Genomic DNA, 21375 nt, shown 5'->3' with positions numbered 1-21375 from the left:
CAAAGAGGAGGGATTGTTGAGTTTGAAAAAATTAATCATTACGGTCGCTATATTAATGGTTTTGGTCATTTGTATCGCCATAGTTGCTTTTCAAGAAGACGGTCAAACTACTTTATCGACACCAGAACAAATTTTTGAAGAACAAAAGGAAACAGAAAATCCATCAGCCGAGTTGGAGTTGGACCCATTACACCCCATTTTGACTGAGGATTCAATTGGTTATTCATTACAAAGTGACGAACTAAACATAACTTATAATAATGGGAAGAGTTGGACTACCGTTCCTGTTGCAATAAGCGATTTATTTTCAGGAGAATATAATGGGAATCAGCAAGAACTGATCGAAAATAGTTTTGTTCTTAACAAAGAAAGGGCTGCTTTTTTATATACCGATGGACAAAATTTGGCGAGTCAACGGGTTGTATTAAAATATTCCATGGATCAGGGAAATACATGGCAAGATGGAGTCGTTTCGGAACAGTTTCCAGTGTTACGTTTTCGGAAAGTAGCTTTTTTGAATGATCAATTTGGCTATGTCATTTTATCAGGAGACCGGACTATGTCACAAGAATATTCCGTCGTTTTTATAACGAATGATGGAGGAGTAACGTGGAAAGAAACGAATGACTCTGGTGTAACGCGCTTAATTTCAGATGGTGGATTTATCGATGAAACAACTGGTTTTTTATCCTTTGGAACGATTAATCCTGAAGAACCAGACTTTTATGTTACACAAAATAGTGGCGAGTCATGGACGAAATCGAACATTCAAATTCCAACAGAATTCAAACAAATTTTCGTTACCGCGGAAATTCCTTTTAAAGAAGATGACCATTTAGCTGTACTTATCAATCAAGGACCGAATGGTGATTATCAAGGTGGGAAAGTAAAAGGAAAATTTATCTCAACAGATAATGGTCTAAATTGGACATTTCAAAAGGAGGTAGTACCTTGTGAATAACAAAGGGAAAAGCATTGACGTTATAGCATGGGTACTATTCTTTTTGGCAATAGGTTTCTTTTGCTTGCAAGTAGGTTACTTTTTAGGCCATGAAAAATATCAAATTGAATATATTGATAATCGTTTATTTTACATAATCAACATTTGTTTTGTTATATGCTTATTTTTTGCTGTTGTATTGCTTCTTCGACTTAATAAAATATCACTTTGGTTTACTTTCATTATCGGGATTGTGTTGATTGCTGTGAATATCGGATTATGTATTTCGAATAACCAACAAGTTCGAAATATAGTCAGTATATCACCGGATTTTAAACATGTACTATCCATTAAAGAAGATCGAAAAGAAGGGGAGTCGATTTATTATCGGTCATCTTTTCTTATTTTTGCGCGGCCAACGGAAAAGTTACCGTATGAAATGAATGGAGAATTTAAAGTGGAATGGTTGGCTAATGATATTGCGGCTTTTACATACAAAGCAAAGAACCAAACCGTTCATCAATTTATTGCTACTTATGGTGATCGAAATAGCGGTTTATCTTATTATAATGTAGGTCCGGAAATTCAAGGGAAATGGCAAGGTGGAGACTTAGAAATGATAAGTGATACGGATGGTATAACGGTTATAGAAAAAAAGGGTATTACAGAGCGGTATGATTGGGATCATATTGTACAGTTTGGCACTTTGGCTATTGTGTTAATGAAAAATAATGAACCTGTTTGGACAATTGCTTTGGATACAAATTTTAAAGTGGAATCCGATTCTTCAAAATTTCCAACAAATGAAATTATTTTATATCGAGCAACTATGGAAGAAAATCAACCGATTCAAATGCAATTTAAAGGTCTAAATTAATATTAAGAACATCAATTTAAGTAAAAGAAATAAATGAAAAGTAAAAGGGAAGGGGTATATCCCTTCCCGGTAAAAGGACATTATTCGGCTGTAGGTTCTTCTTCTGTAGCGACTTCTTCTTTTTTATCCTTTGATAAAAACCAACCGGCTACTGCAATGGAGATTAATACAGCGTAGAAGATTAGTTTCCATTCCGTTGAATGGGCAAAATCATGAGATATAACTCCGATTTCTGGATGGCCTAATGTTAATACTGCAAGTTTGACACCAACCCAACCAACGATGGCAAAGGCAGCTATTTCAAGTCCAGGTCTTGAATGGAGTAGTTTTACAAAAAGGTTTGCAGCGAATCGCATTATGATTAACCCTATAAAACCACCTATAAAGATAACGAGGAATTTTCCTCCGTCCATTCCACCAATTTGAGGTAGAGTTGTATTTGGAAGCGTCATGGCTAGAGCAACTGCTGCTAAAATGGAGTCGATCGCAAAAGCGATATCAGCTAACTCGACTTTTATAACTGTTCCCCAAAAACCAGATTTTTTCTTTTCTTTTTCTTCAGTTTCTTCTTCTTTCTTTTTAAAGAAAATTTTCCTTACAATGTGGTTAATGGCGATGAATAAAAGATATAATGCTCCGAGTGCTTGAATTTGCCATACATCGACAAGAAAAGAAATGATAAATAATGAAGCAAAGCGGAAAATAAAAGCACCGGCTAACCCATAAAATAGGGCCTTTTTCCTTTCCTTTTCTGGAAGATGTTTCACCATAATGGCTAAAACGAGTGCATTATCCGCTGCTAGTAACCCTTCAAGTCCAACTAAAAGTAGTAATACCCAACCGTATTCCAATAATAAAGATATATCCAATTTTAATTCCCCCTTAATTTATAATCCAACTATTTATAAAAAACATAAGTGATTACCAATTAACATTAAGCTTCATCCATTCCAACTCCGTTCATTTGAGAATGTTTACTTTAAAAAACAAAAAACCTTTATCTCGTTAGATAAAGGTTTTAAAAAAATAAAAGACCTTTACCGTTACAGAGGTAAAGGTCTTGCTAACAACAAGTTCGTTGCCAACAAAGCCGAGAAGAACTAAATCTTCCGTAATGACGACTTCGCTGTTAAAGCTACTCCCCTTTAGGAGAACTATTCATATTGATTAAATTTAATATACAAAATTTTGCTACTCTTGTCAATGTAATATAAGTAACGAAAATCAAGGAATAGCTAGATTTTACAAAAAAGTAAAATAGTTAATACTACATCCACATTATTCTAGAAATAAATAGATACAATATGTAAAGAATAAGAATAAATATAATTTAAAGGTGTGTATGTAAATGATTAAGCCACTATTATTCTTATTCGGTATACTTTTTAGCGTTTTTACACCTACGCAAATTGTTAAGTCAAATGAAGTAGAAAAACTATATGTTACTACAGAGGATATTATCTTAGATATAATATTTCCAACTGTTGATAAAAGAGTATTAAGGGAATATGGTAAGAATTCTCTTTTTGATTGGCAGTGGAAGGGAATTGTTGATATCTCTTATGAAGAAGATCATTCGTATGATGTTACTATAAAAATAGAAATTCCTTCGAATAAAATTGAAGATTTTAAAGAAGATATTGTTCAGGTTAAAATTTCCCCATCTTGTGATAGTGACAAAATAAATAAGCAAAAATGTAATCATGGATTTACTATTGAAATATTGAAATACGAACACGTAAAACAATAGTTATTCTCAACAATACCGATATGTTAATCTATATCTCTAGACTAAATAAGTAATTATACTTATGAATTAGTTAACTAAACATATTAAAAGCTCCCGTAATAACGGGAGCTTTTAAATTCATATATTTAAATAATTGTTACTTTAAATTTTCAGTAAAGAACGTTTCCAACTTGTCAAATGGAATTAAATCCGTTTTTTCGTATAAATCAATATTGTTGCTGTTGCTGTGACAAAATATGTACCTTTAATGTTATTGTAGATGGTGTACAGCAAATTGAGTGCTGAAGTGAATTGAAAGGTGACATTTTTGATTATAAATCCATAATACAAGTCTATGAATGGGGGATCTCTATTTTATTCGATTTATGAACATCCTCCGTGCCAGCTTCTAATGCAGTTTTGTAATAGTTACATTTATGGTCAATGAGTTCTAATGTTTTTTTCAATTCTTCCATTTGTGCCTCAACACTAGCTTTTCTTTCTATAAACATGTCATATCTTTGTTGCAATGTTGAATCCCCATCAGAACACCAATCAATGAAGTTTTTAATCTCCTTAATCGGCATACCTGTTGATTTTAGACATTCTATCACTTTTAAAGCTTCGATATCGGATTCTTTAAACATCCTTATGCCGCTAGATGTCCGTTCCACAAAAGGCAAAAGTCCCTCTTTATCGTAATAACGTAATGTATATACGGTAAGATTCAATTGTTTTGCAACTTCGCTTATTGTATAGGTATTCATTTTGCTATTCCCTTTCTACGTTGATAGACTTCGAGTTAACTCTATCTTGTTTAAAGATTGTATCAGGCTACTATCTTAATGTCAAAGACAGGTTATGATGTCTTATATCCATTTTTGAAGGAAAATATAGGCTAGAGATTCTAGAGGGAATACTTTGCATCATGAACTTAGATACACGGTTATTCTTGTGATAAATACATTGTTTTTCTCAAATCTAATTTTGATATATCATAACTCGACTGAACTAAATGTAACATTTTTTGATAATCTTCAACTCGTAAATCTAGAGGAGTCTCTATAAATAATTGCTCGTGTACATAAGATTCAAGAATATATAAACAGCCATCTTTTAAATCTACTAAATCCATAGCAAATTCCTCAAATATCGTTCTATCTTCCTCTGCTAACTCCTCATCTGAAAGAATATAAATCTTAATTAGATTTTTGTACTCTGCCAGTTCTTCTTCTTCCATTATTCTAAAGGGGAGTAGTTGTTTTTCGGTATCATTTAAATTTCTTCTTAAGTCTTCAATGATAAGGTATCCCATTGAAACACTGTTTTTAACAATCCTGAATATTTCTATATTTTCCATTCTAATTAAACGTCTATAATGAATCACCAATCAAAACTCCTTAGTAAATAAACTAGGAATATTATAACTGTTATTGATTGGGATTGGGGCATTTTAGATATGGATTTTTTCACGGTTATGAATCGCTATGAGTGGAGAATTAAAAAATTCTTTTTTTCCAGGAAACAAACTTGAATAACAAAAACCTTCAGATTGTATTATTCTGAAGGTTTATCGACAGTTAAAATATTTTCTAAAGGGTAAATATGTTTAATTTATTGTTTCTTTAAAGGCTTTTCTTCCTGAGGTTAATTTTTCTATTTTAATATTAATTTTGCCGATTGTATCATGATCTAATTTTATATTCCCATTTTGTTGAAGCTTCTTCCATGCCTTTACATTTTTTCGATATAATACTTCTGAAAAGTGATAAATATCAATATCCTTCTCCAAAGCAACTTGATAAGTTTGGGTAATTTCTTTTTTCATTTCTTGAATGACTAATTCCTTTATATTGTTCGAGGTTAAATTTTCTTCAAAGCTTGCTAAAGTGCCATTCAAACCAATATTTATATCGAACTTTACATCATTCCCATTAACATTCGGCACTACATTTACATTAATATTTCGGAGAGTTACAGTTAAATATTTATTTTTGTATTGATTTGTAATTTCTCCTCGTTTTGTTTCATTACTCATCCATTGAAGACCGCTAACATCTTCGTTTTTAATAAAACCTTTAAATCCTTTTGTTGTTACAACTCCGACTCCATTAATTTTAATGGTAGATTCAGTACCTTTTTGTGTTTTCCAATCCTTTTTCAATGTTATATATGGAATGTTCGCTTCGTGACCAGGCTCATCCAAATCTATAATTAATCTTCTGATATCAATTGGGTCAATAAAAGATTCCTGTTCATATGAATTTAAAGGGTCGCCTATAACAGTTAAACTGATTCCTTTATTGAGAACTGGAACAGTAATCAAGAATTGATCTAAAGGTTGATCAGTACAATATACCCAAATATTGTAACGAGTATCAGTATAGCGGGTTAGAGTATTGAGAACAGAGTTCACGCGTCCTTGGTTTAACGCTTCTTCACTAAAAATTAAAAGGGATAAATGTCCCCAATAAACCCTTTCATCTATTGCATGATAAAGCTTGAAAAGAGCTTCATCAAATGTTTTTCCTGAAGCAGATGATACTTGTGACTGCATCCCATCGATAGTAGATTGCTCAGTTTTTGCGATGGTTGCAAAATTAATTAGTTGAATCCAAATGACATATTCATCATTTTGATAATCTACACCTACACCGTAAGCATAATACATGCGTTCATTTTCATTTAAATCCCAACAGCCAGCTAATAAGATAAGTGGTAGTATGAGGATGATAAAATATTTTTTGTTCATCGATTATTACCTTCGTTGTTACGTGTTTTATCTTGGGGTTCTAAGAAATCGGGTCTTTTTCTATACTTATACTTGGCAACTCTAAACAACGTCTGTTTCACATTATCCCAACTTAAATCTGCTGTAATATTTATATAAGGGATGCCGAAAACACGTATGTTTGCTGTATATAGAAGCAGAAAAAATAAACTAATGAAGAATCCAAACAAACCAAAAAATGCTGTTAAAAGAATGCAGAAAATACGTAAAATACTTATTATTGATTCTAATTCCCGATTAACAACGGTGTAAGAAGCAATTGTTGCAGTTGCAATTACTACGACCATTGCAGGGCTTGTAATACCTGATCGAATCGCCGCATCACCTATAATTAGTCCTCCAATGACGCCAATAATTCCGCCAATTTTAGTAGGAAGCCGCAAGCCAGCTTCTCGAAGTATTTCAAACATAAGAAGAATTAATAGCATTTCTAATACTGCTGGAAATGGTAAACCTTGATTTGTCATAACAACCGTCGCAAGTAATTGTAATGGCAATTGATTTTGGTGAAAAAGTGTTAAAGCAAGCCAAAAGGCGGGAAGTGCTACTCCGAGTAATGTACCAATAAGTCGAAGGCCTCTTGCAAAAACACTATATATACCCGCGACTTCGAAATCCTCTCCCGCTTTTAATAAATAGAAAAAATTGACCGGTGTAATAGTGGCATATGCTACAGTGTCCACTAAAATTACGTATCTTCCCCTCAGCAATGACTGGACCGCAAACTCTGCAGTTCCTGTATAGTTTGATGTAGGAAAAATCCAGTTTTTTTTATCGACAAATTCCATTAAAGAGTCACCGCTTATAATGATATCTGTATCGATTTCTAGAAATCGTGTTTTTAATTCTGTTAGAATATCTTTATTTGCAATATCATCAAAATAGAGAAGCGCAATTTTCGTTTTACTTCTTCTACCTATTTCAATTTTTTCAACACATAATGAATTTGTGGGCAGACGTTTTCGTATAAGGGCAATATTTGTAGCAAGGTCTTCGATGAAATTATCTCTTGCCCCTTTTACCATTACTTCCATATTTGTTTCTTCGATTGAACGATTGGGTTTTCGTGCAATATTGCAAGAATAAAGAAGCTCATTATCTTCGAAGAAAATTAGGAGATTGCCACTAAATGCAGATGTAATAACGTCCTTCTTATCAGTTAATTTCTTTAAATTGGGGATAGGTAATTGCTTAATTTGTTCTTCTGTAATTTGATTTGTAGAATTTTTATAAAGTTTTTCTATATTCGGAAGAACAAGAGTATATAGCAGCTGTTCGTCGACCATTGAATCGCATTTGATCAATAAAACCTTCGATTGCTGAAAGGTCATTTCGTTAAAAATAATATCTTCAGATTTCTCGAATAGTTGCTTTAATTCAAAGTGCTTAAATGAAGAATGTCCAGATGTGTCCATTTTAAGATTCACTACTTTCTGTTTTGTTTTTTGGACTTCGGACTTTGTTTTTATTTTGTCTATTAGAGATAAGGGCAACAGCACCTATAAGAAGCGATAAAAGTAAGAAATAAACGAATGTAATAATTAAAAAATCATGGGTATTTAATTTGAAAAATAAATTATCATCCAATAAGTAAAGGATTAAATTGATGATGAAAAAGGGTGGCATCATGTAAGACCATATTTTTTTACTGTCTTCAGTTATATTTAATATGTCCGCAGCAATAAATAATAATAACCCCACGCGTATAAATGTTCCTGTTAGCCATTGATAAATCGATAAAAAATCCATGTGAGTAATGAATGCACCAATTGAAACTAGACCCCATTCTTCAAAGGCCGGATAACGCTGTTTTGCTGCTTCTTCTGGTCCAAATAGAGTAATCGCCCCCATAAGCGGTCCCAAAGTTAAACCCATCAAAATAAATAGCATAATCGCAAGATGATACCATTTCATTTTTTGTTTAAAATAATGATGAAGAAAAAGTAGTAAAAATAACTCAATAAAACCGGATGCAGGGAAAAAAATGCTTTTTGCTATTGGTGTAAACCCATTTTCAAATAAAGGAAGTAGATAACTATAGTCTTTAACTTGTAAATTCGTAATGGCCACAAAAAAACCAAAAATGACAACAAAAAATAATACAAACCCATTCACAATAACAATCGTTAAAATATTTTTAGAAACGAGTAAAAAACAAAGGATGATATAAATCGTTAATAAAAAGATTGGAGGGGTTTGTGGTAAAAAGGTGGCCGATATCCAAAGAATGGTTTCACGCATCGTAAAGGCAGCTGAAATTAATAAAAAAATAACGATGCTATACAATAGTATTGTAGATCCAGTAGGACCGATTTTTTCTCTCAACCATTGTTTCATCGGTTGCTGATTTGATTTATTTTGAATGTAAATAATTAAAAATAACAATGGGAAAATGATGAAAGCGGCTAAAATTACGGAAGCCCATCCGTCCCTTTTTGCTGTTTCTAAAATAGGTGGCAAAATTGTTACGTGATTTTTTAATCCGATGAAGGTCATTACTAAAAATACGACATGTAGCAAACTAATTTTTCCCATATAAATCCCCTTAAAAACGATAGTATTAACTCTTAGTTTTGACATAATATTGGGGAATTAGTATTAAAATGAGAAACTTGGAAAACGAACTTTTTTCACATTTTCTGCATTAAATATGAAATTGTAGCATTTGAATCTTATGAGGCTAAACTGAGGAATCGAGATAAACCATTAGAAGATCACTCAGAGGCATAATGAAAATGAAATGATAGTTGAAGGTAAAGAACGCAAATCTGTCATCACTCAAGTTTCTACTGTTTGATTTTTTACAAGAAGCAGAAGGTAATGAAAAAGCTGTGGATTGAATTGTTATAAGTCAATAAATACTATTGACTTTTTATTTTTAACATCACATATACCTAAAGGGGTATTTTTATATGGAGAGATGCAGTACGTTAAGTAGGACAGTTTTTCTTTTCCTTTACAAAATATTAAAGTGAAGTTAAAAAAGAAAGTTTAAAATGAAATCTATCAATAAAGTTATGTTTTTCCAATGTCCATTTTCCTTGCAAAAAAGCAGTGGATACTTTATGTTCGATTGACATTATAGAAGTTCATGTTAGTTAATCGATGAGCATTAGCATATTCCTGCATGGATTAAGAAAATGTGTAAGGATGGCTATATCAGTCACGATTGGTACATTGATTGGTAGTTTTGGGTCATTACAATTAAGCGAAGTTCAAATAAACATTGTTTACGGGATATTAGCATTACTTTTTATTCCTAAAAAACAAATTGATGATATACCATTAGATGAAGTGAGCTTTAGTAAGCCGTTAGCAGCTAGTTTAGCATTTATTGTTGGAATTGGTTCTGGTGTAGTAGGAGCGGGTGGAGGATTTTTGTTGGTTCCGATTATGTTATTAATTCTTAAAATTCCTACACGAATGACAATTGCATCTGCTTAGCCATTACCTTTATATCTTATATAGCAGGATCCATTGGAAAAATATCAACAGGACAAGTATAATATTTAATTGCTTCTATAGTGATTATCGCTGGAATTTAGCAGCTCCTCTTGGGGCGAAAATCAGCAAAAAGGTGAATACAAAGACATTACAAGGAATGTTAGCAGTTTTAGTTTTAGGGACAGCAATTAAATTATGGGTGGATATTTTATAATAAATGAATAAACTGGGGACGTAATTTTATCCGGTAGTTTTGTCTAAGTTTTAGGACAAGAACTCCCGGATTTTATATGTTAGTGATAGGAACTTACAAAGCTAATTGAATCTCCGATGCATTCAATTGGGAAAAATAAAAAACGAATACACTTAGCATAAAATGATTATTTGATAAGGTGTTGTTTGAGCTGGGATACTTCTTGTGGAAGGTCCATAGATAACAATTAAATCGCGGTTTGCTGGATATTTCGAAAAGAATTGTCCATTTGTTAATAACATTTGCGTAAAGCTGGATAAATTTAATTGTAATTGTCCATCGCTACTGATCAATTGGTTATTAAAATAATCTACTTTCACATTTTGATTTGGGTTATCCTTTACCATTACAAGTGCGTGATATTGGGGAGGATAAATAAGGATAGTAGGTAAGTCTCCATCATAATAGCCTGTTACGCGGTCACCTTCAACAATCATTTCATGCTCTACGAAATAAGTTGAGGGAGTAACAACAAAGTTTACTACTGCACCCATCTCATTTTGAACAGTAAATAATTTAGTACAACCTTCATTTTCTCCATTTTGCCCTGTAAAAAAATCACTAATGGCCGTAACCGTTCCATGAAATGAATAAAAATTTGTCATTTTATACCTCCAAAATTGTGGGAGTAATTCTGGTTTTAGCCAACTAGATGGAATAGGTTACTGCTTTTAATATGAAAGGCGGGGGAATGTTTGTTCTTTTAAGAGTTGGTTACTTCCATGTAATACATCCCAAATCGTTATTTTCTTAGATAGTATATGTACAAAAGGAATGAATGGGTTCTTTAACTGATCTTTTCCCAATGATTTAATATTTTGTTGTTTTCATTTAGTATAGTAGTAAATGGAAATTAGAAAAGGAGATAGGGAAGAAATGCAGTATATAATAACAGCTTATGATGGCGCGGATGAGAAAGCAATCGAAAGAAGATTAATGGCTAGAGAAGCACATTTAAAATCAGTTGAAGAAAGAGTAAAAGAAGGTCAGCATTTATATGGTGCCGCAATTCTTGATGATAATGGAAAAATGAGAGGATCGATGATGGTAGTCGATTTTCCATCAAGAGAGGAGTTGGAAAATTGGTTGAGGGTCGAGCCTTACGTTGTGGCGAATGTGTGGCAGAAAATAGAGATAAAGCCTTGCAAGGTAGCGCCTATCTTTATGGAACTTTATGATTGAAGTAACTTATGACGTTTGTAAAATCGAAAAATTAATGTCCTTCACATATCCGAGGCTTTTCAATAAGGAAAGCTTCTTTTCTAATTTATTTTGCCATTATCCTAACGGTGGATGCTTGTTATTGGTTTTATAAAATTTAGAAAGAGTTTTTACAGTATACGAATATAGGTAAATTGTAAAATAGGGATAATTAAAATTATGTTAATAGAATCTAAGGAGTTAATTTATAATGATGTATTCAATTGTTTTGTTTGTACTAGCAGGGTTAGCAGAAATCGGTGGTGGATATTTAATCTGGCTATGGTTAAGAGAAGGTCGAGCATTTTATTGGGGGATCTTTGGAGGATTAGCTTTGGTTATTTATGGTGTTATCGCTACATTTCAAGCTTTTTCGTCGTTCGGTCGAGTTTATGCAGCTTATGGAGGAGTATTTATCGTATTATCTGTTTTATGGGGTTGGGGCATCGATAAAAAAACACCTGATTTATATGATTTTATTGGTGCAGGTATATGCTTAGTTGGTGTTTCAGTCATGTTATTCGCACCACGCCAGTAAAACCTAGATTATGGTAAGGTAATAAGTATGGGCCAAACAAACTTTAAAATCCAGTAAATTATTTGATTTTTATTCGGTGTTGACAAGCTGCGCGGCATCAAACAGCATGACAGGAAAACTAATGTGATAGGCTGATTAGTTAATGTTTATACATTTCTATCTTTGTTAACAATTGAATACAGGAACAAAAGTTCGTATAATTAAATTAACATCTTTTGTTTGTCAGCATGATGATTTTATTTTTTTATAAAAGAGTATATTTATCACAACATTCTAAAAATCCGTTTATTATTGAAGATAATAGACAGAAGAAAGCTTGGGAAATTGCAGGCACTCAAATTGTACATATTAACAATTCAAGCAAGCGTAGCATTAAAATTAGAATTAATAGGGATATATTAAGTAAATTAAAAAGCTAGCTAAAGAAAAACAAATATTTATAAATGATTTAATAGAACCTGAAATTATTAAAATCCTGAAGAATAAAGTCAATACGATAATAAAAACAAAAAAAGGAACGCGTTGAATTTAGAACAACATTTAACGAGGATCTTATCAATCAAATAAAACAGTGGGCTAAAATGAACAATATGACCATTAGTGATATTGTTGAACAAAGTATGTTGAATTACTTAAAAAATCAAGTAAGAGGAGGATCCTTAAGTGGATTCTTTTTATTTTAAATAATTTTAGTTTACATAATATGAATTATATGAAGTTGTGTTTCATTTCAAAAGTATACTTATAATAGTGAGACTGAATCAAAAATTTTGTTCAAAACTCAAGTTTTTAAATTATCTAAGCTGCTTTTAATAAAATTTATCTTAGTTCGGTTTAAACTGACTTAGAAGATTTTATATCCGATTTATAACACTTTTATGAATTTATAAATCGCTAAATTTAAAGCTTACTATTAAAATATTACTTTTTACTTTTTATTTTTGTATTACTATTTTCATTTTTAACATTTACTATTCCTTAAATGTACAAAATTTTACTATTTCTTTTACAAAATCTCTACTTAAATTCTGCTGCAGTATTTTCATATCAAAATCGCAATATATTTATCCTTTTCTATACGGTTTAATTTTGCCCCTGCACGTTTATATTTTATTTACAGGGCAAAATTTTTATTGTAAGCGTATTATTGTGCAACTCACTCGATATTAGAAAATCTTGCTAGATCATTTCGTTTCCCTATCGATACCAGGATATCTCCTCTATGAATCGATTCTTCTGGTGAAGGTGTTATAATGATTTCTCCATTTCGTAAAATTGCAATGACACTTATATTGAACTTGGCACGTAAATCAAGCTCCTTCAAACTTTTACCAGCCATTTTATTAGGGATCATTAATTCTTCTATATTATATTCCTTTGATAATTCAATATAATTCAGCATATTTGGGGAAAGAAGTTGGTTTGCTACGCGCTCACCCATATCCCGTTCAGGATAGATGATCCAGTTTGTGCCTATCGCCTCTAAAACTTGACCGTGTCGTTTACTTATAGCTTTAGCAATCACCTTTTTGACACCAAGATTTTTAAGAAGCATAGCTGTTAATATGCTAGCTTGAATATCATCACCAATGGCGACAATCACACAATCAAAATTAGATATGCCAACGGAATTAAGGGCTTTTTCTTCAGTAGAATCTGCAATGATACCATGTGTAATGTATTTTTCAGCATCTTCAACTCTCTCTTCATTTAGATCAATACCTAAAACTTCTTGGCCAGCTTCATATAACCTTCTAGCAATACTCGTTCCAAATCTCCCTAATCCAATTACAGCATATTGTTTTTTGGCCATATTTGTTCACTCCTATAGTAATTTCCCAAAATTATTTTTCCCATTGGTTGTTCGTAAGATTCAATTGTTTTTATAGTAATTCCTATTTTGGGTCTAACAAATGGTTGGAAATAATGAAACGTAAGTATGGTTAATATATTAGTTTGCTATTAGTTGAATAAATCATTCAAAGTACTGCAAAATGCAATTTTATACCATCTTCTTAGATAAATAAGTTTTTCCATGTATTATATTTATTATTCGAATTGTATTATTTAATCCAAAACCTAATCGATTGTTTCCGTATATTTCGTAGGAATTCTTTATCTTCATGTAGTCAATAAAATTAGTATATTTTAATTAATTATGTCGCTATCAATTTAGAAATTTCCTACCACCCTTTTGACACGTTTCTCCTATTGTTCGGTGTTTAATATATACATTAATATTTATCTTAAAATATTAAATTTTATATATATTCTTATATCTGACTCGTTATTTTACTTCTTAATCATTTGTCAATACTTAATAATTTAAAAAAATTCTACTTTATTCATATCGATGGAAACCTATTTGTTAGGCATTTTGTAGCTTAATTTTATCGTTTTGCACTATAATTTCTCTATTATTCTCAAATCTTTTTGAAAATATAAAATTTTTTTGAGCAAAAAGTATTGCAATTTTGTGAACGAGTAAATACAATGAAACTTGTAAAAACTATTAAAATAGAATTTTACGAACATGATGTAGTAAAAAAGGACAAAAAGGAGGATGTGTATGGCAGGAAATCAAAATCAGACACCAATTGATTATGACAAAATTGCGGAATTGCAATCTTTTAAGCAATTATCAAAGAGGAAAAATAAATTTTTATGGACTCTTACAGCTATTTTCCTAATTATTTACTTGCTATTGCCAATTTTGACATCATTCACTGAAATTTTACATCAAAAAGCCATTGGTGAAATTACTTGGGTATGGATTTACTCTGCAGGTCTATTTGTTATGACGTGGGCACTAGCACACTTGTATGTATCGAAAGCAAACTCTTACGATAAAGAAGCGAAAGCAATTATTGAGGAGTACGAAAGAGGTGTCAATAAATGAGTGCAACTGCTGTAATCATGTTCTTAGCGATTGTCGGGTTAACATTAGCTATTACTTGGTGGGCATCAAGAAGAACGAGTACTGCTAGCGATTTCTATACTGCTGGTGGAGGCTTAAAAGGATGGCAAAACGGGCTAGCTATTTCAGGAGACTATTTATCTGCTGCCTCTTTCCTTGGTATTGCTGGATCGATTGCTTTAACAGGTTTTGATGGTTTCTTCTTCTCATTAGGTTATTTAGTAGCTTACTTAGTTGTTTTATACATCGTAGCAGAACCATTACGTAACCTTGGTAAATTTACTTTGGCAGATATGATTTCTGCTCGTTTTGACGCTAAAAAGGTTCGTGGAACTGCTGCTTTAAGTTCAATTGTTATCGTATTATTTTATATGATCGCACAACTTGTTGGTGCAGGTGCACTTATTCAATTATTATTAGGTATTGATTATTGGATGGCAGTACTACTTGTAGGATTTATGATGACAATCTACGTTCTATTTGGTGGAATGACTGCAACTTCTTGGGTACAGATTATTAAAGCATGTTTATTAATGTTAGGTACAGTTATTATTTCATTCTTAGTATTAGCAAAATTTGATTTCAACATCTTAACGATGTTCTCAGAAATGACGACGGCGACGGATGCTGGACAAGCTTATTTAAATCCAGGTTTAAAATATACTAACGGGATTGATACAATTTCCATGTTAGTCGCTTTAGTATTAGGTACAGCTGGATTACCGCATATTTTAATGCGTTTCTTCACTGTAAAAGATGCTCAAACTGCCCGTTCATCTGTTATTTGGGCTACTTGGATTGTAGGTATTTTCTATGTGTTAACAATTTTCTTAGGATTTGGTGCTGCTGCATTCGTTGGGAAAGAAACAATTGTAGAAGCAAATGCTGCTGGCAACATGGCGGCCCCACTTCTTGCTCAAGCATTAGGTGGAGATATTTTATTCTCCTTTGTATGTGCGGTTGCCTTTGCGACAATTTTAGCCGTAGTAGCGGGATTAGTATTATCAGGTGCCTCTGCCCTATCCCATGATATTTACGGTCAAATTATTAAAAAAGGTAAAGTTACGGAAAAAGAGCAAGTTATTGCTGCTCGTGTAGGATCTATTATTATTTCTGTTGTTTCTATTGTTTTAGCACTAGGAGCACAAACGTTAAACGTAGCATTCTTAGTATCTTTAGCGTTCTGTATTGCCGCATCTGCAAACTTACCAGTAATTATTTATACAATTTATTGGAAACGTTTCAATACAACTGGTGCAGTAACGGCAATGTTAACGGGTTTAATTTCAGCCTTAGTTCTAGTAGCGGTATCTCCAAACGTTTGGAGTCCTGAAGCAGGAAAAGCAATTTTCGTTGGAGATCCATTAATATTCTTAACGAACCCAGCGATTGTATCTGTTCCTCTAGGTTTCTTAGGTGGATGGATTGGAACTCTATTATCGAAAGAGACAGATGAAGCGAAATACCGTGAAGTAGAGGTAAAAGCTCAAACTGGTATTTCCGTTCATGATGTATCACACTAATAATCTAAACCTCGAGTTTTCAAGACTCGAGGTTTTTCTTTTCCTCCCCTTTCCTTTCATTGTTCTTTTAGATAAAATAATAGTTAACAAAATGAATATGAGGTGAATTAATTGGCTATATCAAAGGCAAAGAAAAAACGATTGAAAATGATGCGTCAACATGGTAAAGATGTGACGATGTTAAGAGGACAATCGTACTTTAGTACCCATGAACGAAAGACTAAAACAAAACTAGAAACGTTAGAAAAAGGATTTAAAAAACATAAAAGGCATTTCCGTGAAGAGCAAGGTCAGCAAATGGAAATGTCTTTTATGTTTTTTATTTAGAAATCTTCCTATTTATTAATAAAAAAGATATGTGAAAGCATTGAACTTTCACATATCCTTTTGAGTGATTAATTATTTTCTTTCGTTTCATGGGGAATGACTTTTACAAGCGTTAATTCACCATCATTTGAAACGTCGATCTTCAAGGAGCCGTTTGAATAGCGATCGGCTCTTGTTAATGATTTAACTTCAATCGTTTCTTGAACATTATTGTTAGTTTCCAATAATATTGAATCGTCGTTTTTCACGACTTTAACAGTATAAATACGATGAGGATTTGCTTTTAATTCTTTTAAAACGACAACTCCCCGTTTTGCTCTTGAACTTTTCTCTACTTCTGAAACGCTCATACGTTTGACTGCTCCGCGATGTGTGACGATGATAACGTCTTGTTTATCTTCTGATTCTAATGGATTTACCGAAATAAGGATATCTTCATCTTTTAAGTTAATACCTTTTACACCACCCGTTTTGACACCGGTAACTGGGATTTCCTCAATATCAAATCGTAAGCTATAACTTAAATAACTTGTAAGTAATAGCTCAGTTTCAGTTGTCACTAGACTAGCAAAAATCATTTCATCGTTATCTTTAATGTTCATCGTTTTTATCGGTTTAGAATAACGTGTAACGGAATAATCAGCTAAAGCAGAGCGTTTAATTTGGCCTTCTTTAGTGGCAGTAAGAATAAAGGCGTTTTCTTGTTCAAACTTCTCAATACCAATTGCTTCAATAATTTCTTCGTCTTTATCAATAGGAACAATACTTGAAATATGTTGTCCTAGATCCTTCCAACGAATGTCTGGTAATTCATGAACAGGCTGATAAATGTAATTCCCTTTGTTTGTGAATAACAATAGATGATGCTGAGTATTTAAAGTTTGTTCAAACAATAAGTAGTCAGAGTCTTTCATTGCAAAATCTTGACCGTTGGAAGCGGCGTGGGAACGGGTACTTGTACGTTTCACATAACCGTCTTTCGTTACCGTAACAACTACTTCTTCACTTGGAACTAACACATCCAATGTAAGCTTAATTTCTTCGATTTCAGCTTGAATACTAGAACGACGAGGTTCCTTAAATTTTTTACGAATTTCGGTTAACTCCGATTTGATGACTTTGATTAATTGTTTATCGTTATTCAAAATATCATTCAATTCTGTAATTGATTTTTGCAGTGTTTCTTGTTCGGCACGAAGGTCTGTAATGTCAGTATTTGTTAAGCGATAAAGCTGCAAACTAACGATAGCCTCTGATTGTACTTCTGTAAATCCGAATTGTTTTTCTAAATTCGTTTTCGCATCCCGTTTATCTTTCGAAGAACGGATTGTCGCAATGACTTCATCCAAAATAGAAATCGCTTTAATTAAACCTTCAACAATATGTAAACGATCTTTTGCTTTTTGAAGGTCGAATTTGGAACGCTTGATCACTACATCCTTTTGGTGCGCGATATAAGAATCTAACATTAAAGGTAAAGTCATCATCGTTGGACGACGATTATGAATTGCAATCATATTAAAATTATAATTTATTTGCAGTTCAGTCGATTTATATAAATAGTTTAATATACCTTGACCTTGTACATCCTTTTTCAGTTCAATGACAATACGAAGTCCAGTACGATCAGACTCATCTCGAATATCTGCAATACCTTCTAAACGTTTATCGATTCGCTGCTCATCTATTTTTTTCACTAAATTCGCTTTATTTACTTCATAAGGCAGTTCTGTAATGACGATTTGTTCTTTACCGCCTTTAATAGGTTCAACAGTTGCTTTAGCACGAACAATAATTTTGCCCTTTCCTGTTTCATAGGCCTTTTTAATACCTTCAACCCCTTGGATGATACCTCCTGTAGGGAAATCAGGACCTTTAATAACAGTCATTAGATCATCTACAGTACAGTTAGGCTTATCAAGTCGCATCAAAACAGCATCTAAGGATTCTGTTAAGTTATGGGGCGGGATATCCGTTGCATAACCGGCGGAAATCCCAGTTGAGCCGTTTACAAGAAGGTTTGGAAATCTTGCAGGTAAAACGGTCGGTTCCATATCTTGATCATCAAAATTTGGAATAAATTCAACCGTTTGTTTATTAATATCTCGAAGCATTTCTGCAGCTATTGCTGATAAACGAGCTTCAGTATAACGCATGGCAGCAGGTGGGTCACCATCAACGGAACCGTTATTCCCATGCATTTCAATTAACATATGGCGCATTTTCCAATCTTGACTTAAACGCACCATGGCATCATATACGGAAGAATCACCGTGGGGATGGAAATTACCAATAACATGACCGACCGTTTTTGCTGATTTTCTAAACGGTTTATCATTCGTATTTCCTTCATTAAACATCGCAAATAAAATACGGCGCTGTACCGGTTTCAGTCCGTCCCGAGCATCAGGTAATGCGCGGTCTTGGATAATATATTTACTATAACGACCGAACCGATCGCCCATCACTTCCTCTAGCGGTAATTCTTGAAATCGTTCGGTTGCCGTCATACTTCTAGTTCCTCCTCATGTTGGATGAATTCACTATCTAAAATATTCAAATCATCCTCCATACCAAAATCTACATTTGTTTCAATCCACTTACGACGTGGTTCAACTTTATCTCCCATTAATGTAGTCACACGACGTTCAGCCCTTGCTGCATCGTCAATTGTTACTCGGATTAATGTTCTTGTTTCAGGGTTCATTGTTGTATCCCATAATTGGTCTGCATTCATTTCCCCTAGTCCTTTATATCGTTGTAGCATGTACCCTTTTCCTACTTTATCAATGGCAGATTGTAACTCTTTTTCTGTCCATGCATATTCAATGACTTCTTTTTTGCCAGTTCCTTTTGATACTTTATAAAGTGGTGGTAAAGCAATATACACTTTTCCAGCATCGATTAACGGTCTCATATATTTATAAAAGAAAGTTAAAAGCAGTACTTGGATATGTGCTCCATCCGTATCGGCATCGGTCATAATAATAATTTTGTCGTAAGCAGCATCTTCTACATTAAAATCTGCCCCAACACCAGCGCCTATTGTATGGATTATTGTTGAAATTTCTTCGTTTTTCATAATATCGGATAGTTTTGCTTTTTCAGTGTTAATAACTTTTCCTCGTAAAGGTAATATCGCTTGAAATGAGCGGTCACGTCCTTGTTTCGCAGAACCTCCTGCAGAGTCACCTTCCACAAGGTATAATTCATTTCTTTTAGCATTACGTGATTGGGCAGGTGTTAACTTTCCAGATAAGATTGTACTGGACTTTTTCTTTTTACCTGTACGTGCATCTTCTCTAGCTTTACGAGCAGCTTCACGTGCTTGTTGAGCGCGGATAGCTTTACGAACAAGGGAAGCGGATAATTCTGCATTTTCTTCTAACACGTAGAGCATTTTTTCAGATACAACACTTTCAACAGCGGAACGTGCTTCCATCGTACCGAGTTTACTTTTCGTTTGACCTTCAAATTGTAATAGATGCTCTGGGATACGAACTGAAACAACCGCAGAAAGACCTTCTCGGATATCCGTACCTTCAAGATTTTTTTCCTTTTCCTTTAGTAATCCTACTTTTCGTGCGTATTCATTAAATACACGTGTCATTGCAGATTTTGCCCCTGTTTCATGGGTACCGCCATCACGAGTTCGCACGTTGTTTACAAAGGATAAAATCGTTTCTGTATAGCCATCATTGAACTGAAACGCAAATTCGACTTCTATATCATCCTGTGTACCTTCTACGTATTTAACAGGATGTAACACATCCTTTTCTTCATTTAAATAAGAAACAAAGGCTTCAATCCCGTTTTCGTAAAAATAAACGTCCGATTTCCCTTCACCACGTTCGTCAATCAATTCAATTTTTAATCCTTTTAATAAAAAGGCTGACTCACGTAGACGTTCTGCTAACGTATCGTAATTATATTTCGTAACAGAGAAAATCTCTTTATCCGGTAAGAAATGAACATTCGTTCCTGTTTCTTTTGTCTTCCCAATTACTTCAAGGGTTGTAACCGGTTTCCCTCCATTTTCGAATCGTTGACGATAAATTTGACCATCACGGTAGATTGTTACTTCTAAATAGGCAGATAGAGCATTTACAACGGAAGAACCTACTCCGTGTAAACCACCACTTGTTTTGTAACCACCTTGTCCAAACTTACCTCCAGCGTGTAGTATCGTAAAAATAACTTCAGGCGTAGGTTTGCCCATCTTGTGCATACCTGTAGGCATTCCTCGACCGAAATCTCGAACACTTATAGATCCATCTTCATGGATTTTTACGATGATATGTGATCCAAATCCAGCGAGTGCTTCATCCACTGCGTTATCGACTATTTCATATACTAAGTGATGAAGGCCTCGACCATCTGTGGATCCAATATACATCCCTGGTCTTTTACGAACCGCTTCTAATCCTTCTAATACTTGAATGGCATCGTCATCATATGCGATCCCTGGCTGATTTATTGCCAAATCAAATCCCCTCCAAAATACAAACATCCGTTCTCTATCTTTTTTCAATCGTACTGACAAAAGCAAATTATGTCAAATGTCATAAGCTTATTTATTGTATCAAACTACTATCAATCTATACAAACAAACTTCAATTGAAATTATTTTAACGATATTTTGACAAATGAGTAAAGAAAAATCTATAGAGTAAAACTATTCATGATAAATTTTCTTTTTCCTTCTTATAAATCCATTTTCTTTCAAAATATTTTGTTATGATTAAGTATAATCCCTTTTATATAACTTGGAAATATATCTTCCGCATATAATAAAAAAGGTGTAATATTATGATTACAACTATTAGTACCAACTAT

Annotated in this window: 18 protein-coding genes and 1 pseudogene; 9 read left to right on the top strand and 10 right to left on the bottom strand. The window is 33.2% G+C overall.

Translation table 11 applies throughout. The features are described 5' to 3' along the window. Positions 1-22 precede the first annotated feature (22 nt). Together EC501_RS05050 and EC501_RS05045 are read left to right on the top strand one after the other, a co-directional pair. Positions 23-961, top strand: coding sequence for a WD40/YVTN/BNR-like repeat-containing protein (locus EC501_RS05050; protein ID WP_122971208.1), 939 nt, complete (start codon positions 23-25; stop codon positions 959-961). Further along, positions 954-1817 carry a hypothetical protein gene (locus tag EC501_RS05045; protein WP_122971207.1) on the top strand — a complete coding sequence of 288 codons (864 nt, stop codon included), beginning with the start codon at positions 954-956 and terminating at the stop codon, positions 1815-1817. The genes EC501_RS05050 and EC501_RS05045 overlap by 8 nt, the downstream gene beginning before the upstream one ends. Before the next feature lie 80 nt (positions 1818-1897). Here the strand turns inward: EC501_RS05045 and EC501_RS05040 are convergent, their stop codons facing one another. Beyond that, the gene (locus EC501_RS05040; protein WP_122971206.1) at positions 1898-2686 is read right to left on the bottom strand and encodes a TerC family protein; all 789 of its coding nucleotides are present in this window, start codon (positions 2684-2686) and stop codon (positions 1898-1900) included. A 479-nt stretch (positions 2687-3165) separates the two neighbouring features. Here EC501_RS05040 and EC501_RS05035 point away from each other — a divergent pair, with 479 nt between their 5' ends. Then, positions 3166-3567 carry a hypothetical protein gene (locus tag EC501_RS05035; protein WP_122971205.1) on the top strand — a complete coding sequence of 134 codons (402 nt, stop codon included), beginning with the start codon at positions 3166-3168 and terminating at the stop codon, positions 3565-3567. A 332-nt stretch (positions 3568-3899) separates the two neighbouring features. Here EC501_RS05035 and EC501_RS05030 read toward each other — a convergent pair whose 3' ends face one another. The 5 genes from EC501_RS05030 to EC501_RS05010 all read right to left on the bottom strand — a co-directional run bounded on the left by EC501_RS05030 (position 3900) and on the right by EC501_RS05010 (position 8872). Next, positions 3900-4313 carry a MerR family transcriptional regulator gene (locus EC501_RS05030; RefSeq protein WP_122971204.1) on the bottom strand — a complete coding sequence of 138 codons (414 nt, stop codon included), beginning with the start codon at positions 4311-4313 and terminating at the stop codon, positions 3900-3902. 179 nt (positions 4314-4492) lie between these two features. Further along, positions 4493-4933, bottom strand: coding sequence for a hypothetical protein (locus EC501_RS05025; RefSeq protein WP_241559277.1), 441 nt, complete (start codon positions 4931-4933; stop codon positions 4493-4495). A gap of 222 nt (positions 4934-5155) precedes the next feature. Beyond that, entirely contained in the window at positions 5156-6298 is a 1143-nt protein-coding gene (locus EC501_RS05020) for a Ger(x)C family spore germination protein (RefSeq protein ID WP_122971203.1), read from the bottom strand. After that, the gene (locus tag EC501_RS05015; RefSeq protein ID WP_122971202.1) at positions 6295-7752 is read right to left on the bottom strand and encodes a spore germination protein; all 1458 of its coding nucleotides are present in this window, start codon (positions 7750-7752) and stop codon (positions 6295-6297) included. The genes EC501_RS05020 and EC501_RS05015 overlap by 4 nt, the downstream gene beginning before the upstream one ends. A 1-nt stretch (position 7753) precedes the next feature. Further along, positions 7754-8872: a GerAB/ArcD/ProY family transporter gene (locus EC501_RS05010; protein ID WP_122971201.1), complete on the bottom strand. Its 1119-nt coding sequence runs from the start codon at positions 8870-8872 to the stop codon at positions 7754-7756. A gap of 615 nt (positions 8873-9487) precedes the next feature. Between EC501_RS05010 and EC501_RS05005 the strand changes: the two are divergent. Continuing rightward, a pseudogene (locus tag EC501_RS05005) lies at positions 9488-9995 on the top strand (sulfite exporter TauE/SafE family protein); the annotation flags it as partial. A gap of 152 nt (positions 9996-10147) precedes the next feature. Here the strand turns inward: EC501_RS05005 and EC501_RS05000 are convergent. After that, positions 10148-10639 (bottom strand): hypothetical protein, encoded by a 492-nt coding sequence (locus EC501_RS05000; RefSeq protein WP_122971200.1) that lies wholly within the window; start codon positions 10637-10639, stop codon positions 10148-10150. 271 nt (positions 10640-10910) lie between these two features. Between EC501_RS05000 and EC501_RS04995 the strand changes: the two genes are divergently transcribed. Both EC501_RS04995 and EC501_RS04990 read left to right on the top strand, forming a co-directional pair. After that, positions 10911-11216 (top strand): YciI family protein, encoded by a 306-nt coding sequence (locus tag EC501_RS04995; RefSeq protein ID WP_122971199.1) that lies wholly within the window; start codon positions 10911-10913, stop codon positions 11214-11216. 229 nt (positions 11217-11445) lie between these two features. Next, the gene (locus EC501_RS04990; RefSeq protein ID WP_122971198.1) at positions 11446-11772 is read left to right on the top strand and encodes a YnfA family protein; all 327 of its coding nucleotides are present in this window, start codon (positions 11446-11448) and stop codon (positions 11770-11772) included. Positions 11773-12928: 1156 nt separating this feature from the next. Here EC501_RS04990 and EC501_RS04985 read toward each other — a convergent pair. Beyond that, positions 12929-13585, bottom strand: a complete 657-nt coding sequence (locus EC501_RS04985; protein ID WP_122971197.1) for a potassium channel family protein — start codon at positions 13583-13585, stop codon at positions 12929-12931. A gap of 756 nt (positions 13586-14341) precedes the next feature. On the opposite strand from EC501_RS04985, the gene EC501_RS04980 reads away from it, so the two are divergent. From EC501_RS04980 to EC501_RS04970, 3 genes are all read left to right on the top strand, one after another. Then, positions 14342-14671 carry a DUF485 domain-containing protein gene (locus EC501_RS04980; RefSeq protein WP_122971196.1) on the top strand — a complete coding sequence of 110 codons (330 nt, stop codon included), beginning with the start codon at positions 14342-14344 and terminating at the stop codon, positions 14669-14671. Further along, positions 14668-16212: a solute symporter family protein gene (locus EC501_RS04975; RefSeq protein WP_122971195.1), complete on the top strand. Its 1545-nt coding sequence runs from the start codon at positions 14668-14670 to the stop codon at positions 16210-16212. The genes EC501_RS04980 and EC501_RS04975 overlap by 4 nt, the downstream gene beginning before the upstream one ends. A gap of 111 nt (positions 16213-16323) precedes the next feature. Next, positions 16324-16539: a hypothetical protein gene (locus tag EC501_RS04970; protein WP_122971194.1), complete on the top strand. Its 216-nt coding sequence runs from the start codon at positions 16324-16326 to the stop codon at positions 16537-16539. A 68-nt stretch (positions 16540-16607) separates the two neighbouring features. On the opposite strand, the gene parC is transcribed toward EC501_RS04970, so the two are convergent. Then, a complete protein-coding gene (gene parC, locus EC501_RS04965) occupies positions 16608-19049 on the bottom strand; it encodes a DNA topoisomerase IV subunit A (RefSeq protein WP_122971193.1) in 2442 nt (813 codons plus the stop codon). Further along, positions 19046-21022: a DNA topoisomerase IV subunit B gene (gene parE, locus EC501_RS04960; RefSeq protein ID WP_122971192.1), complete on the bottom strand. Its 1977-nt coding sequence runs from the start codon at positions 21020-21022 to the stop codon at positions 19046-19048. The genes parC and parE overlap by 4 nt, the downstream gene beginning before the upstream one ends. Positions 21023-21375 lie beyond the last annotated feature (353 nt).

The organism is Lysinibacillus halotolerans (assembly GCF_003711845.1).
GTDB lineage: Bacteria > Bacillota > Bacilli > Bacillales_A > Planococcaceae > Ureibacillus > Ureibacillus halotolerans.
Note: the sequence above shows the minus strand (reverse complement) of the source record. Positions and strands in the feature narration are given on the sequence as shown.

Excerpts from the sequence above, each read along its gene's own strand:
- EC501_RS05000 (WP_122971200.1), bottom strand. The coding sequence starts at position 10,639 with ATGACAAATTTTTATTCATTTCATGGAACGGTTACGGCCATTAGTGAT.
- EC501_RS05020 (WP_122971203.1), bottom strand. The coding sequence starts at position 6,298 with ATGAACAAAAAATATTTTATCATCCTCATACTACCACTTATCTTATTA.
- EC501_RS04975 (WP_122971195.1), top strand. The coding sequence starts at position 14,668 with ATGAGTGCAACTGCTGTAATCATGTTCTTAGCGATTGTCGGGTTAACA.
- EC501_RS04985 (WP_122971197.1), bottom strand. The coding sequence starts at position 13,585 with ATGGCCAAAAAACAATATGCTGTAATTGGATTAGGGAGATTTGGAACG.
- EC501_RS04995 (WP_122971199.1), top strand. The coding sequence starts at position 10,911 with ATGCAGTATATAATAACAGCTTATGATGGCGCGGATGAGAAAGCAATC.
- parC (WP_122971193.1), bottom strand. The coding sequence starts at position 19,049 with ATGACGGCAACCGAACGATTTCAAGAATTACCGCTAGAGGAAGTGATG.
- EC501_RS05030 (WP_122971204.1), bottom strand. The coding sequence starts at position 4,313 with ATGAATACCTATACAATAAGCGAAGTTGCAAAACAATTGAATCTTACC.
- EC501_RS05035 (WP_122971205.1), top strand. The coding sequence starts at position 3,166 with ATGATTAAGCCACTATTATTCTTATTCGGTATACTTTTTAGCGTTTTT.
- EC501_RS05010 (WP_122971201.1), bottom strand. The coding sequence starts at position 8,872 with ATGGGAAAAATTAGTTTGCTACATGTCGTATTTTTAGTAATGACCTTC.
- EC501_RS04990 (WP_122971198.1), top strand. The coding sequence starts at position 11,446 with ATGATGTATTCAATTGTTTTGTTTGTACTAGCAGGGTTAGCAGAAATC.
- EC501_RS04980 (WP_122971196.1), top strand. The coding sequence starts at position 14,342 with ATGGCAGGAAATCAAAATCAGACACCAATTGATTATGACAAAATTGCG.
- EC501_RS05015 (WP_122971202.1), bottom strand. The coding sequence starts at position 7,752 with ATGGACACATCTGGACATTCTTCATTTAAGCACTTTGAATTAAAGCAA.